Source organism: Frankia sp. ACN1ag (assembly GCF_001414035.1).
Taxonomy (GTDB): Bacteria; Actinomycetota; Actinomycetes; order Frankiales; family Frankiaceae; genus Frankia; species Frankia torreyi.
This window is the reverse complement of the sequence record NZ_LJPA01000001.1, coordinates 208,989-222,626: the sequence shown is the minus strand read 5'-3', so window position 1 is coordinate 222,626 and position 13,638 is coordinate 208,989. Positions and strand designations below refer to the sequence as shown.

Annotated in this window: 12 protein-coding genes and 6 pseudogenes; 8 read left to right on the top strand and 10 right to left on the bottom strand. The window is 70.6% G+C overall.

Annotated features, from left to right (window positions below; genetic code table 11):
* Positions 1-1,174: 1,174 nt before the first annotated feature.
* A complete protein-coding gene (locus UK82_RS00950) occupies positions 1,175-1,813 on the bottom strand; it encodes a TetR/AcrR family transcriptional regulator (RefSeq protein WP_044888657.1) in 639 nt (212 codons plus the stop codon).
* A 155-nt stretch (positions 1,814-1,968) separates the two neighbouring features.
* Between UK82_RS00950 and UK82_RS34815 the strand changes: the two are divergent.
* The 7 genes and pseudogenes from UK82_RS34815 to UK82_RS00930 form a co-directional block, all read left to right on the top strand.
* Positions 1,969-2,172: pseudogene (locus tag UK82_RS34815) on the top strand (osmotically inducible protein C); the annotation flags it as partial.
* Between the two features lies 1 nt (position 2,173).
* Positions 2,174-2,397 (top strand): OsmC family protein (locus tag UK82_RS34810; RefSeq protein ID WP_236705322.1); only part of this gene is annotated, 224 nt, incomplete at its 5' end.
* A 256-nt stretch (positions 2,398-2,653) separates the two neighbouring features.
* Positions 2,654-3,331, top strand: a pseudogene (locus tag UK82_RS34805) (glycosyltransferase family 4 protein); the annotation flags it as partial.
* A 1-nt stretch (position 3,332) separates the two neighbouring features.
* Positions 3,333-4,081, top strand: a 749-nt coding sequence (locus UK82_RS34800) for a glycosyltransferase family 4 protein (RefSeq protein ID WP_236705321.1), incomplete at its 5' end; no start/stop codon positions are given.
* 11 nt (positions 4,082-4,092) lie between these two features.
* Positions 4,093-4,558, top strand: a pseudogene (locus UK82_RS34795) (class I SAM-dependent methyltransferase); the annotation flags it as partial.
* A 1-nt stretch (position 4,559) separates the two neighbouring features.
* Positions 4,560-4,824: pseudogene (locus UK82_RS34790) on the top strand (SAM-dependent methyltransferase); the annotation flags it as partial.
* Positions 4,811-5,986, top strand: a complete 1,176-nt coding sequence (locus UK82_RS00930; protein WP_044888660.1) for a hypothetical protein — start codon at positions 4,811-4,813, stop codon at positions 5,984-5,986. The pseudogene UK82_RS34790 and the gene UK82_RS00930, both read left to right, overlap by 14 nt.
* Here the strand turns inward: UK82_RS00930 and UK82_RS00925 are convergent.
* From UK82_RS00925 to UK82_RS00910, 6 genes and pseudogenes are all read right to left on the bottom strand, one after another.
* The gene (locus UK82_RS00925) at positions 5,969-6,586 is read right to left on the bottom strand and encodes a class I SAM-dependent methyltransferase (RefSeq protein WP_055406019.1); all 618 of its coding nucleotides are present in this window, start codon (positions 6,584-6,586) and stop codon (positions 5,969-5,971) included. The two genes, UK82_RS00930 and UK82_RS00925, sit on opposite strands and share 18 nt — an antisense overlap.
* Positions 6,587-6,724: 138 nt before the next feature.
* Positions 6,725-7,399, bottom strand: a complete 675-nt coding sequence (def, locus tag UK82_RS00920) for a peptide deformylase (RefSeq protein WP_044888669.1) — start codon at positions 7,397-7,399, stop codon at positions 6,725-6,727.
* A 262-nt stretch (positions 7,400-7,661) separates the two neighbouring features.
* Entirely contained in the window at positions 7,662-7,898 is a 237-nt protein-coding gene (locus UK82_RS32345) for a hypothetical protein (protein WP_152989776.1), read from the bottom strand.
* A 223-nt stretch (positions 7,899-8,121) separates the two neighbouring features.
* A pseudogene (locus UK82_RS00915) lies at positions 8,122-8,369 on the bottom strand (roadblock/LC7 domain-containing protein); the annotation flags it as partial.
* 1 nt (position 8,370) lies between these two features.
* A pseudogene (locus UK82_RS34785) lies at positions 8,371-8,499 on the bottom strand (dynein regulation protein LC7); the annotation flags it as partial.
* Positions 8,500-8,573: 74 nt separating this feature from the next.
* A complete protein-coding gene (locus UK82_RS00910; protein WP_044888664.1) occupies positions 8,574-8,939 on the bottom strand; it encodes a hypothetical protein in 366 nt (121 codons plus the stop codon).
* A gap of 1,534 nt (positions 8,940-10,473) precedes the next feature.
* On the opposite strand from UK82_RS00910, the gene UK82_RS00900 reads away from it, so the two are divergent.
* Complete coding sequence (locus tag UK82_RS00900; protein WP_044888666.1) at positions 10,474-11,043, top strand: RDD family protein; 570 nt, start codon at positions 10,474-10,476, stop codon at positions 11,041-11,043.
* Between the two features lie 434 nt (positions 11,044-11,477).
* Here UK82_RS00900 and UK82_RS00895 read toward each other — a convergent pair whose 3' ends face one another.
* The 3 genes from UK82_RS00895 to UK82_RS00885 all read right to left on the bottom strand — a co-directional run bounded on the left by UK82_RS00895 (position 11,478) and on the right by UK82_RS00885 (position 13,511).
* Positions 11,478-11,846 (bottom strand): hypothetical protein, encoded by a 369-nt coding sequence (locus tag UK82_RS00895; protein WP_055406016.1) that lies wholly within the window; start codon positions 11,844-11,846, stop codon positions 11,478-11,480.
* Positions 11,846-12,043 carry a hypothetical protein gene (locus UK82_RS00890; RefSeq protein ID WP_055406015.1) on the bottom strand — a complete coding sequence of 66 codons (198 nt, stop codon included), beginning with the start codon at positions 12,041-12,043 and terminating at the stop codon, positions 11,846-11,848. Before UK82_RS00890 ends, UK82_RS00895 begins: the two co-directional genes overlap by 1 nt.
* A gap of 223 nt (positions 12,044-12,266) precedes the next feature.
* On the bottom strand, positions 12,267-13,511 hold the full coding sequence (locus UK82_RS00885) for a helix-turn-helix domain-containing protein (protein WP_055406075.1): 1,245 nt from the start codon (positions 13,509-13,511) through the stop codon (positions 12,267-12,269).
* Between the last annotated feature and the right edge of the window lie 127 nt (positions 13,512-13,638).

Below are 13,638 nucleotides of genomic sequence, written 5' to 3'. Positions count from 1 at the left end.
GGTGACGACGGAGTCGGATCCGCGCGACGGCGCTGATCCGCGCACGGTGCCCACGGATGACATGTGGACTTCCCGGCTGGCGGATATCGGGCATCAACGCGGGTAACCGTCCGAGGAAACGACCATGACCGCCCGGGGTGCCGGCCGGATCGGCGCTCGCCTGCTGTGGACGGGTGCCCTGCGGATGGCGCCCGCGACGCCCGGTCGGCACAACGCAGGTCATGGATGGTCAGCGGCCGCATCTGGCACGGTGCCCGCGCCATGGCCCCGTCGAGCTGGACCGGAACCTCGGGGGACGACCGTCGAGCACCGTTCGCCGCGCGGACCCGTGCCCCTGTGGACAGCGACGAACCGTCGGCCACGGTGACCATAGATGGTCACCGTGTGCGGCACGGTGCTCCTCATCGAGGAGGGTGGCGGACGCGCCGAGCGTTATCCACAGGCGACGCGGAAGGCGGGCGGCGGTGACCGCAGAGGAACGTCCCCAGCGGCCGTGAAGGCCGGCACCTCTCCTGTGGAGAACCCGGAAAACTCCTGGTCAGGGAGCTGATCGTGGCTGCGCTCGCGGACCTGGCCGTGGGCACCGAGCAGTCCGGACGGGCGCCCTCCCCGCGCACCGGTGGTCGAGGACGCTGCTCATGGGCGACCATCCCGGCTCCGGGCATCCACCGCCTCACGGGTGGAATGCACGGGGCCCCTCGTGGACTCCGGCAGCGCCTGTGGACAGCGCATGCTCTGGGCGGCGATCAGCGCCGATGGTCACCGTTCCCTCTGTGGATGGCCCACCGAGCGGCATTGACGTCGGCGTGCTTGCGCGACGCCTGGGCGTGTCGAGCTGTGGACAGCACGATGCCCGCCCGTGGGTGCCAGTCGGTGGCGACGCTGTCCCCCAAGGGAGACGGCTGTGGACAACGCGGCACGGGCCGGCACGGTGACCACCGTCCCCCGCGATCCACCGTGCCTCGGCCGTGGGGGGAGCACCCGACAGACCGACGGGCCTCGCGGACGGACGACGCTCAGTCGACGCCGCGCTCGCGAACGGGGCGCGAACCGTGCCCAGCGGACAGGGGTTCGGCGAACGGTGCTCAGCGGAGAGGGCCTCGGCGAGCGGGGGTTCGGCGGACGGGGGTTCGGCGGACGGGGGTTCGGCGGACGGGGGTTCGGCGGACGGGGCTCAGTCGGAAGGGCCGGAGCGCGTCACGGTGACCGGCTGGACGGCCGCGACGCAGAAGTCGACGAGACGGCCGTGGAAGGCGGGATCGTCGATGGGCTGGCGGGCGCCGCCGAAGGCGTGCCGGGCCAGCAGGGCGCCCAGGAAGGCCCCCGCGGCGAGGTCGGTGTCGAGGTCGGCACGGGCCTCGCCCCGGGAGATGGCGTCGTGCAGGGCGTCCTCGATGGCGGCCGCGCAGCGGTCGACCGACTCGCGCCGGAACGCCGCGTACATCGCGGGGAAGCGGCGCAGTTCGGCCATGCACCGGGCGAGGATCGACAGCCGGGGCTCGGTGAACACCGCGTCGACGTAGGGCGCGAGGTGCAGCAGGTCCGTGCGCAGCGACCCGGTGCGCGGGGGCACGAGCCCGGCCGCCAAGGTCCCGAGCGCGTGCAGGACGAGATCGTCGCGGGCCGGCCAGCGCACGTAGATGCCACGCTTGGCGACGCCGGCGCGGGCCGCGACCCGGTTCACGCTGAACCCGCCGACGCCGTGCTCGGCCAGTTCGTCCACGGCGGCGGAGAGCACGCGGGTGTCGATCGTCGCGTCACGGGGGCGTCCCCGCCGCGGCCGGTCGAGCTGCTCCGTCTCCTCCTGCACCATCCGCTCAGGCTAAGCGGGAAACGTAGGTGTGGACCGCGAATATTTAGGGCACCAGCGTGGTTGCGTAAATCTGACAGGCTCCACGGAGCTCCGACAGCCCGCGTCGCGATCGGAAGGTATCCGTCCGGCGACGCACAGCATCACACGGAGGCGACATGGCGACCACGATCTACTCGGCGACCTCGACCGCATGGGGCGGCCGCGAGGGGCGGGTGGCATCCAGCGACAACCGGGTGGACCTCCAGCTCTCCATCCCGAAGGGAGTGGGCGGGGACGACGGCCCGGGCACGAACCCGGAGCAGCTCTTCGCCACCGGCTACGCGGCGTGCTTCCACAGCGCGCTCAAGGCCGTCGCTCGGNGCAAGAAGGCCGACGTCACCGACTCGGCGGTGTCGGTGACCATCGAGCTGCTCCGGGACGACGATGGCGCCGTCGGCCTGGGCGCGAGGATCGAGGCGCAGATCCCGGGGCTCGAGCGGGCCACCGCCCAGGAACTGCTTGAGGCGGCGCACGCGATGTGCCCGTACTCCCGCGCCACGAAGGGCAACATCCCCTCCGAGGTCGTCCTTGTGGACAACGACTGACCGAACCGTCCGGTAGTCCACAGCCGGCCCGCGGTCCCGCGGTCCGTCGGGTCCGCGCGTCCCTGTGACGTGTGGCCCGGCGGATCCGCAGGTCGACGCGCACGTGTGGCCGGCCGGTCCGCGACCCGGCCGGCCGCTGGCGTCGCACGCGAACACAGTGAAGATCGGACCTCAATGTCCTAATGTGCGAATGAAGCGGCGCCACCCTCGACGTCGAGGGACCAGGACTGGCCCGAAACGGACGGAGGGCGCACAGTTGCGGATTGCGTTGTTGTCGTACCGGAGCCTGCCCACCTGCGGTGGCCAGGGCGTGTACGTCCGACATCTGTCCCGCGAACTGGTCGCCCTGGGGCACCACGTGCAGGTGCTGAGCGGGCCGCCGTATCCCGACCTCGACGACGGGGTCGATCTCACCGAGCTGCCCAGCCTGGACCTCTACCGCGACTCGGACCCGTTCCGCTGGCCGGGCCTGGCGGAGCTGCGCGCGCTGCCCGACGTCGTCGAGTTCGGGATGATGCGGACCGGGCAGTTCTCCGAACCGCTGTCGTTCAGCCTGCGCGCCTACCAGGCGCTGCGGCCCCGGGCGGCCGGTGGGCGGCCGCCGTTCGACATCGTCCATGACAACCAGGGGCTCGGCTACGGGCTGCTGGCGCTGCGGGCGGCGCTGCGTCCCTACCGGATCCCGGTGGTGAGCACCGTGCACCACCCGATCACCGTCGACCGCCGGCTGAGTCTGGCCGCGGCGTCGAGCTTCACCGCCCGGGTGGGGCTGCGGCGGTGGTACTCCTTCCTGCCGATGCAGGCCCGGGTGGCGCAGCGGCTGGACGGCATCGTCATCCCCTCCGAGAGTTCGCGGCGCGAGATCATCGCCGACATGGACCTGCCGTCGGAGGTCATGCACACGGTGCCCCTCGGGGTCGACGCCGACGTCTTCNCCCCCGCGCCCGCCGGCACGATCCCCGTCCCCGGCCGCATCGTGGTCGTGACCAGCGCGGACGTGCCGCTCAAGGGCCTGGGAGTGCTGCTGGAGGCGCTGGCCAAGCTGCGCTCCGAGCGCGCCGCGCACCTGGTCTGCATCGGCAAGGTCCGCGAGGGCGGGCAGGCCCAGCGCCGGGTGACCGAACTGGGCCTGGGCGATGCGGTGACGTTCCGTTCCAACGTGCCGGAGCAGGAGCTGATCGGGCTGCTGCGCTCCGCCGAGGTCGCGGTCGTCCCCTCCCTCTACGAGGGGTTCAGCCTGCCCGCGGTGGAGGAGATGGCCTGCGGCATTCCGCTGATCGCGACGACCGCCGGGGCGCTGCCCGAGGTCGCCGGCGCCGACGGCGAGGCGGCCCTGTTGGTCCCCCCGGGAGATCCGGACGCGCTGGCCGGGGCCATCCGCACGCTGCTCGACGACCCGGCGCGTCGCGCCCGGATGGGGGCGGCCGGGCGGCGCCGGGTGGAGGAGCGGTTCTCCTGGCGGGCGGCGAGCGCCGCGACCGCGGCCTGGTACGCCGAGCGGATCGCGGCGGTGGGCGGGACGCCGACCTCGCCCTACCCGGGCTCGTCCTGGTCATGGGCGCCGCCGACACCCGCCTCCTGGCCGGCCCCGGCCGGCCTGGCCTCCACCGTCCCGCCCGCCCCGGCGTCGGCGTCGGCGCCGGGCGCTGCGAGCGCGTCGGCGTCGCCGACGCTCGCCGGCTGAGCCCGCGCCGCATGCTCACCGTCGACTTCGATCGTTTTCCTGTACCCGCCGGCTGCCGGCTGCTCGACCTGGGCTGCGGAGCCGGGCGCCATTCCTTCGAGGCGTTCCGGCGCGGCGCCGACGTCGTCGCGCTGGACTATTCCCTCGGCGAGGTCAGCGGCGTGAACGCGATGCTCGCCGCGATGGCCCTGGAGGGGCAGGCGCCGGCCACGGCGCGGGCGGCCGGGGTGCGCGGCGACGCGCTCGCCCTGCCGTTCGCGGACGCCACCTTCGACCGGGTCATCATCGCCGAGGTCCTCGAGCACCTGCCCGCCGACACGGCGGCGATGGCGGAGATCGCCCGCGTGCTGCGGCCCGGCGGCTGGGTGGCGGTCACCGTCCCGAACCGCCTGCCCGAGCAGGTGTGCTGGAGCCTGTCGACGGCCTACCACACCGTCGAGGGCGGTCACATCCGCATCTACCGGCAGTCCGAGCTGCNCGAGCGGCTGACCGCCGTCGGGTTGGAGCCGATCGGCACCCACTTCGCCCACGCCCTGCACGCACCGTACTGGTGGCTGCGGTGTCTTGTCGGTGTCCATGACGACGACCATCCGGCGACGCGGCTTTACCACCGGCTGCTGGTGTGGGACATGATGCGCCGTCCCCAGGTGACGCGGCTCGCCGAACGGATCCTCAATCCGGTCATCGGCAAGAGCATCGTCCTGTACCTACGAAAACCGGAGGTAGCGCGTGCGGTCGGTTGAGTCTGCACCGGTGTTGACCCCCGAGGCGCTCACCGCGACCGCGACCGCGATCGCCGCCGCCCAGGAACCGGACGGCGCCATCCCCTGGTATCCCGGCGGCCACACCGACCCCTGGGACCATCTCGAATGCGCCATGGCGCTCGACCTCGGCGGCCTCGTCGACGCGGCCGACGCCGCCTGGGCCTGGCTGCGCCGCAACCAGCGGGCCGACGGCTCCTGGGCAACCAGCCACGTGGCCGGGGCGGTCAGGGAGGACTTCGCCGACAGCAACCAGTGCGCCTACGTGGCGACGGCCGCCTGGCACCGCTGGCTGCTCACCGGGGACCGCGCCTTCGCCGCCGGGATCTGGCCGGTCGTCCGCCGGGCGCTCGACTTCGTCGTGGACATGCAGGCCCCCAGCGGCCAGATCTGGTGGGCGCGGGGGTCGGACGGCGTCGACTATCCCGAGTCGCTGCTCACCGGCTGCTCCAGCACCCTGCACAGCCTGCGGTGCGGGATGGCGCTCGCCGCGCTCGTCGGCGAGGTGCCGCCGGCCTGGGAGCGGGCGACCGGCGCGCTGCATCACGCGCTGGTCGCGCATCCCGAGTACTTCGCGCCGCGGGACCGCTGGTCGATGGACTGGTACTACCCGGTGATCGGCGGGGCGCTGCGCCGCTCCGCCGGCCGGGCCCGGCTCGCCGCTCGCTGGGACGACTTCGTCGTCGACGGCCTGGGGATCCGCTGCGTGGCCGACGAGCCCTGGGTGACCGGCGCGGAGACCTGCGAACTCGCGATCGCCCTGCACCTGGTCGGCGAGACGGACGCCGCGGCCAAGCTGGTCGCGGACATGCAGCATCTGCGGCACGACGACGGCGGCTACTGGACGGGCTGGCAGTTCGCCAACCGCACGTTCTGGCCGGTCGAACAGTCGACGTGGACCGCCGCGGCGGTGATCCTCGCGGCGGACACGCTGGCCGGCGGGGTCACCGAGACGCTGTTCCGCGGGGACGACCTGCCGGTCGGGCTGCACCCACCGCTCGACGGCCGGGCCGACACCGACGCGGGCCGCTCCCGCAGGGAGCCGCGCCCGCCCGACCAGCGTCCGGCGCCCGACGGCGACCCGCTGGCAGCACCGGACTCCGCACCACCGGCGTGCGGCTGCCGGTCATTCGACGCGGCGTAGCACCCGCAGCGACCCGGTCTGCGACTGCTCGCGGAAGCCCTCGTCGAGCGCGCGCAGCAGGACGTGGTACGGCGCCTGGCCGCCATCGGCGGGGTCGGGGAACACGTCATGGATGGCCAACAGGCCGCCGGGGGCCACGTGGCGCCCCCACGCGGAGTAGTCGGCCTGGGCCTGCTCCTCGGTGTGCCCGCCGTCGAGGAAGAGCAGCGCGACCGGGGTCGACCACCACCGCCCCACCTGTTCGGACCGCCCGACGATCGCCGTCACCACGTCCTCGACCTGGGCCTGTTCCAGCGTCCGACGCAGGAACGGCAGCGTGTCGAGGCGGCCCGTGCGCGGATCGACCAGGGTCGTGTCGTGGTACTCCCAGCCGGCCTGGTTCTCCTCCGAACCGCGGTGATGGTCCACGGTGACCACCGTGGCGCCCGCTGCCCGGGCCGCCGCGGCCAGGTAGAGGGTGGACTTGCCGCAGTACGTGCCGACCTCGCAGATCAGTCCACCGGCCGGGATCGTCGTGGCCGCCGTGTACAGCGCCAGCCCCTCCTGCGGGGGCATGAAGCCCGTCGCCCCCTCGGCCACCTGCCGCAATGCCGCGTCCACCGCCGGCTCCCTTCCCTGGGTCGTCGTGCCGCCGTCCCGTTTCCCGCCGGCTGGCGGGTACCGCCCGATCCGGCCGGTACCGAACTTAGTGCCCCGGGTTCGCCGACCGGCCGTCGTCCGGCGCCGGTTCGCCGGCGGCTACCTGCCGAGGGTCTCGGCCACCTCGGTGCGGCGGGCGAAGACCTCCTCGGCCCGCTCCGCCATCTCCTTCAGCGCCTTCTTGCGTCCCCGGCTGGACAGCCGGTCGAGGTAGAGACCGCCGTACAGATGATCGGTCTCGTGCTGCAGGCACCGGGCGAAGTAGCCGGTGCCCTCCAGCCGCACGGGAGCACCGGTGGAGTCCTGGCCGTGGACGGCGGCGCGTTCGAGCCGGGCGACCTCCATGTAGGCGCCCGGCACGGACAGGCAGCCCTCCTCGCCCTTGACCAGCCGGCGCTCGGCGGGATCGGACTCCTCCAGCTCCGGATTGACGAGGTGCCCCACGTGCCGGACACCGTCCTCGTCCGTGCAGTCGTAGACGAACAGGGCGGCGTCGACGTCCATCTGGTTCGCGGCGAGCCCGACCCCCTCTGCGCCGTACATCGTGGCGAACATGTCGTCGATGAGGGCGGCGAGTTCCGGGGTGCCGAACTCGGTGATCTTCCGGCAGGGTCGGTGGAGGATGGGCTCCCCGACGACCGTGATGCGCCGGATGGTGCCCCGCGCCACCTCGGGCGGGACCTCGGGATAGGCGTCGACCGGCTCTCCCAGGACCCGGACCCGCAGATCCCGTTTCTCGTTCGTCTCATCCGATCGCGCGGTACGCGAGGCCATGGCGGGCTTCTCCTTCCATCCGACCGTCGGCGCGCCCGCACGGACGGCGGCGCAGTGCCGGCCGGGCCCCACCCGCCACCCGCCGTCCGCCATGCCGAACCGGGCCGCCGCCGATCCTCGACATGCTGTGCCTACGAGCTTGGCAGAACGCTCCCGCCGTCCGTGCGACGGATCGACGCTCCCCAGCCGAATATTTCACCGTCGGGCCGGTGGAGCGGTTCACGCGACGACGCCCGGCATGTCGGTCGCTGGCCGCGGACCGTCAGCGGGAGGGACGGCGGCCGGCCCGACGGCTGCGGCCGAGTTGCTCCCACCAGGCGGCGAACTCCTCCTCCGCGCGGCGCTGCCGCTCCTCCCGGCACGGACGGCACTGGGTGTCCTCGGCGGGACGCTGCCCACAGGTGACGCACGTTGGCCCGGAGGCGCCGCCCATCTCGTGGTGGGCCTCCTCGACGGTTCGCCGGCAGAAGCAGCTCACCGAGCCGGACGTACAGGTCACCCATGGGGATAAATGTCCAGAGCCGTGGTGATACGACCACTCGTGGCCACATAATGAACACGGCTGCACGGGGGCATTCGAACACACGGACCGCCCCGAGCGCATTGGCCCGTGCGTGCCAATCCCCGGTTATCCACAGGCTGGCGCGGTGACCGGAAGCAGGAAGAAGGCGAGCCTGTCGCGGGGTACCGGCCCACCGCGGGAGCCGGTACCCCGGACGGACTCAGGCGGCGAGAAGCCCGGCGAGGCGGGTCACGGCGGGCCGCGACTGCAGGTGCAGGCGTTCGAGGTCGAGACCCTCGTCGCCCAGGACGACGAGCAGCCTGGTCTCCCCGATCGCGTAGACGATGATGTGCCCGCCCTGACAACGGGTGATCACCTCGCGCAGCGGCCCCATCCCGGCCTCCTGGCTGGTGGAGCGGCCGAGGCCGAGGGCGGCGGCGGCCATGGCCGCGAGCACCTCGGGTCGGANACCGTCGGCGTCGGCGGCGACCAGCAGGCCGTCGGCGGAGGCGACGGCGCTGCTGGTGACGCCCGGAACCTGCTCCCGCAGGGTGTGGAGCTCGGCGAGTACCCCACCGGTGATCGTGCTTGTGCTCATCGATGCCTCATTTCTCTCGCCACGGAAGTCCGCGCGGACCGACAGGGCTCACCACTCGGCGTCTGCCGGGGCCGTCAGAGGTCGAGGTTGCGGGCGATGGCGCGCAGGCTGTGCCGGGCGAGCGCGAGGTTCGCCCGGGGCCGGTCCAGGGCCAGGTAGAAGAACAGCGGGCTGCCACCGCGATGGAGCAGCCGGATCAGGTGGTACTGCTGATCGAGGGTGATGAGGATGTCCTCGATCCCCTCCTTGATCCCCAAGGCGTCGAGGGTGCGGGCCTTGGCGCGCACGACGTCGGTGTTGCCGGCCGAGGCCGCCTCGAGATCGAGTGTCCGGCCGCCACCGGCGGAACCGAGCATCATTCCGCTCTCGTAATCGACGAGCGAAACACCGATCGCACCGTCGATTGTCATTGCTTCCTTGAGCGCGGTCTCGATGTCCATGAGGTACCCTTCAACCCGTTGACAGCATGACGAAGTTACGTCGGCAGGCCTTTTGGTATTCGTGTGCACGTCGGCGGGCATATCGTGTAGACGAGGCGAACGTACCCGTGCGCGAACGGATTGTCACATCGAGGACCCCACGATGCCGGATGAGATAAAGAACACGCGGAGTCCCGTTTCTTCTACCGACGGCCCACCCCACAAGGAGGAGACGGGTACACAGCCGGCGGAAGAAATGCCGGCCGGCGTCGACATCCTGCTGGCTGCACTCCGGCGGCAGGCCCGGGAGGAATTCTCGGGTGCGGTTGTGGTGCTGGGCGAGGCGAGCGGGAAGGTTGTCCTTCGGGAGGGTCTGCTCACGACCGCCACCACCTCGGCGGCGCCCGGGCTCGAATCGCTGCTGCTGCGGTCCGGGCGCATCTCCGACGAGGAGTGGACCGAGGTGTTCGCCGCGGCCGCGCCGAGCGGCCGGCTGCCGACGGCGCTGGTCGAACGCCGGCTGCTGGGCAGCGCGGGCGTGCAGGTGGTGACCCGGATGGCCACGATGGACGCCCTGTTCGCCCTGGCCCTGACCCAGATCGCGAGTGTGGCCACGGAGCCCGCCGGCCCCGGTTTCCTACCCCCGGTGCTGCCCGTGGAGCCGGGAATCGAGGTCGAGCGGGCCATCCGGGAGACGAGCCGACGGCTGACGAGCGCCTCCCGCTGGCGTGCCGACCTGGGTCTGGAGCCCCAGGGCCGCCCTCGGTTGGCGACGGCATCGGCACGACACCGGACGACGGGCGGGACGCAGGCCGACCTGCTGGCCCGGATCGACNGCCGCCGGACCTGCCGGGACATCGCGTTCACCGTGGGCCGCGGCCTGTTCCCGGTGATGACGGACCTGGCGTCGCTCGCGGGGGATGGCCGGATCGTTTTTCCACCCCCGCAGGGGCGATCCCCGGTCAGGTCCGACGCTGAGCGCGGCGGCGCGTCCGGCCTGCCTGACTATGGCGACCGGGTGCACCGGGCGCGCGAGAAAATCCCGCACCTCGCGGGTAAAGACGATTCTGGAGAAGGCCGGGAAATGGTGGAGAACACCCCCCTTCCCCGACGTTCTCCTCCCCACCGCGACGGCGTCCGCCCGCCCGACCACAGTCTTCCTGTCCGCCGCCGGACACGCTGACTGACTACCGCGTCGGCTTCGATCGACGCCGGTCGCACCGGCCCATCAATACATTCCCGAGCATGGTCCCACGGGACGGTCTGGCTGGTGCCGCTGCCCCTGTTTGTACACGCTGCCGAGTTGTCAGCTGGTAAACGTCTGGCCAGAAACGCAGGGTGGAAGCATCGCCTTCGCCGTTCGCCTGCGGAACCGCGGGCTCCCACGGCGCCCGACACGCTCGTAGCCGGTACCGAATCATCGGAAGCGTATCGGCGCCACTCATCCCACTTCAAGCAGGGTGTCAAACATACGACTATAGCCTGTTGTCCGCGCGGGGAGTTCGGCACATCTATACCGTTCACACCGGCAGCCTCGACGAGAGCAGGAGCACTCATGACGACCAACGGTCCCTACGGCGACGAGTACAACCAGGGCGCGGGACCGGCCTACGGCCAGGGGCCGGCCGCCTACGGGCAGGGACCGGCCTATGGCCAGGCGCCCGGCTATCCCCCGTATCCCCAGGCACCCGGCTATGGGGCAGGACAACCCCAGGGTGCGGCACTTCCCGGACTGGGCGTCCGGTTCGGCGCCCGTATTCTGGACAACCTGATCCTCACCGTCGTCAACATCACGACTTTCTTCATCCTCGGTTACGGGCTCGGATGGACAGCCCTCACCGCCGTCGTGACCTATGCCTACTTCGTCGGCTTCGACGTCGCTCTCGGCACGACGCCGGGCAAGAAGGCGCTCGGTCTGCGGGTCGTCGGGCCGAGCGGCGGGCGGCCCGGGCCCAACAACGCCGCGGTCCGTGAGCTGTTTCTACTGTTCAACATCATTCCGATCCTCGGGCCATTCCTGCTCCTGGCGGCCAACGTCGTCATCGCCGTCACGATCAACGCGGACCCGCGGGATCAGGGCATCCACGACCGCCTCGCCGGCGGCACCCAGGTACTGCGCGGATAAGCGAGCATGCCGGTCGGGCAGCGGCGAATCGACTGACGCCTCGCCGAGCCGACCCGGCATCTGCGGCCGAAACGGGTGGGAAGCGCCGCTGTGGTCCCACCCGTTCCAGGCGACGACGCTCCGCGGACCTGCTCGCGCCCGCCCCGCGACCGACGGAGTGGCGGGAAAGGGGGTAATGCCTGCTGGCCAAGGGTGGAGCTCCGAGGGTGGACCTTGAACCCCGATCTTGACCGCTACCTGCGGGAACGCCGCAAGCCCTCCAGCCGGACGGGGATGATGTAGCCGAACGATCGCCGAGCGTATAGAGGGGCTCCCCGGGGAAACCGGGGAGCCCCTCTTCGTGCTCGCGATCTCGAAGCGACCCGAGCCGATGCCGAAAGGGAAGGGCGCTAACTTTTGCAAGCAGTCTGCTAGCACTCGTCTCAGGTGATGAGTTACGATCCTTCGTCGGGTTCGTCGGTGATCTCGGGTCGGCCGGGTCGGCCGATGTGCCGTCGGTGTTCCCGCGCGGCGAGTCGTCGGGGCGCCCATGCCTCGCCGATCGCGATATGCATCCGGTCGATCATGGCCGCGCCACCGAGCCGGTATGCCTCGGCTTCCCCGTCACTGACCGGGCCGGTTCTCGTGCGTTCAAGCTGCGGTGCGAGAGCGAGGACAGCGTAGAGGGCACGCCGGTAGTCCGAGGCGAGTAGCGGCGGGTCGCCTGAGGGGTCGCCGTCGAATTCACTGTCGCGGTCAAGCAGGATCTCGGCGTATTCCCGGAACTCTTCCGCGACGCTCTTGCCGTTGTTTCCGGCGCTCATCACGTGGTCGTTCTCTGTGGTTCGCTGGCGCGCGGCCTACCGGCGTCGAACTCCATGGGGGCGATCGAGAAATGTACGATTTCGTTGTCTCGCGCGTACTGCCGTGCCGCCGCGCGGGACTCGAACCAGACGATCACCTTTCTCGGGCCGACCGGCCCTAGCCTGATCAGCGCGTAAATAGTGACGTCCTCGTCCATCCCGCCTCCGCTCCGCCCTGTGGGCCGATCGACACATGGTCTTTTTCGCGGGCGGCGACCCGAGTCCGGGAGTCAGAAGGGAGCGTAAGGGCCTTCTGCTGCGACCGGACCCGGGTGCCTGCGGAAGAATCTAGGGTTCAGCGAGATCGATCACGAGCGGTGATCCATGGTAGTTTGCGTCCCGCTCTAGCACGACTACCACGTAACGTGTTAGCCGTGCTTTCTACGTGGAAGTGTCCAAGAAGTCGGCTAGGCTGCGAAGCTCCTGACTCAGCGATCGCTTGCGGGTCCGCAGAATAGTGAGCAGGACGTCCCTCCCCTTACGCTGATGCCGCAGCCATTCAGGAGAGTTCTTCCGCAGGTGAACAAGAATGTCGGCGGCGTCGCCGTAGTCGCGTAGCGCGGTGTGGGCTGACGCTACGTCGAGAAGGTGACGACTCAGGTTGTCTGACCGATATCGGCTAGTACGTGGCTGTGGGATTGTCTCCGCGAGCCTCAGCACGCCCCGCGCGTCACCCGCGATCATGACTGCTTCGGCGCGTTTCATCGTCACGACCGGCGGACCGAAGGTTGTCAGGTACTGGTGATAGCGACCGGGCGAGCGGATGACGGACACACGCGACGCGGCAACCTCGGCGAGCGACAGAAATTCGTCGGAGGAGTCACGCCGATTGTTGCGTATCGCGGCGGCCGACCCGCGAAGCAGGAGCCACCCCCATGCCGAGAGTTCCGCATCGCTGGCCGTGGACATCCGCGGTTCGATCGTCGAGGCGGTGTCTCGGGCGAGCGATTCCGCATCGGTGAACCGACCCTGCCTGATGAACAACCACGCCTGCGATATGGCGCCAGATGCTGCGGTAAGAGGGTCGCCCGCGCCTGTCGCGTCCTGTATCGCGTCCCGAATAGCGGCATAGGCGAGATCATATTGTCGCACTTGCGTGAGGAACCATCCGGCAAGTTGATAGATCTCGGCGCGTAGCCGCAACAGTGGGGGCCGTTCCTCGGACGCGGCGTGATCGATCAGCCAATGGCTTTCGCGGACCATGCGAGGGAGCATTGCGGCGACAGCCTCGAAGTCGTCAGCGTGGTAAAGGCGGACGGCTTCCGACAGTGCCGCGCGTAGATCTGCCTCCCGCACCTCGCCGGACGGCTGTTCAGTGAAGGATGCGGCGCCCCCGATGCCGACAACGGGAGTGAGTACCCGACGCAAAGGAAGAAGATTCAGCTTATTGTCTTCCTCGCGGTCGGGGGTGGGTGCGGGGGAAGCCGACCCGAAGAGAGTCGATGTCTCGACGTCGAGTGCACGGGCGAGGATGTGAAGTGTTTCGATTCGGGCGCTTCCGCCCTGTTCGATCTTACGGATCGTGGAAACGCTTAGTCCAGCCGCGTCCGCAAGTGCTTCCTGAGTCAGGCCACGTCGGTGGCGCAGGTTCTGGAGATGGGTTCCCGGTGCCGACTCGTCTACCATCACGCCCTCTTCTCGCCCGCGTGCGCAAGTCATCCTCAGGATACGGCGCCGTGGCTGCCGTGCCGACCACCCGCGATCGTTCGGTCGGACACTTCCGAGGCGAATATTCGTGTGCCTGGCGATCGCT

Bases quoted from the DNA above. Each gene is read 5' to 3' on its own strand.
- UK82_RS00950 (WP_044888657.1), bottom strand. From the start codon at position 1,813: ATGGTGCAGGAGGAGACGGAGCAGCTCGACCGGCCGCGGCGGGGACGC.
- def (WP_044888669.1), bottom strand. From the start codon at position 7,399: ATGGCCTCGCGTACCGCGCGATCGGATGAGACGAACGAGAAACGGGAT.
- UK82_RS00910 (WP_044888664.1), bottom strand. From the start codon at position 8,939: ATGGACATCGAGACCGCGCTCAAGGAAGCAATGACAATCGACGGTGCG.
- UK82_RS00900 (WP_044888666.1), top strand. From the start codon at position 10,474: ATGACGACCAACGGTCCCTACGGCGACGAGTACAACCAGGGCGCGGGA.
- UK82_RS00895 (WP_055406016.1), bottom strand. From the start codon at position 11,846: ATGAGCGCCGGAAACAACGGCAAGAGCGTCGCGGAAGAGTTCCGGGAA.
- UK82_RS00890 (WP_055406015.1), bottom strand. From the start codon at position 12,043: ATGGACGAGGACGTCACTATTTACGCGCTGATCAGGCTAGGGCCGGTC.
- UK82_RS00885 (WP_055406075.1), bottom strand. From the start codon at position 13,511: ATGGTAGACGAGTCGGCACCGGGAACCCATCTCCAGAACCTGCGCCAC.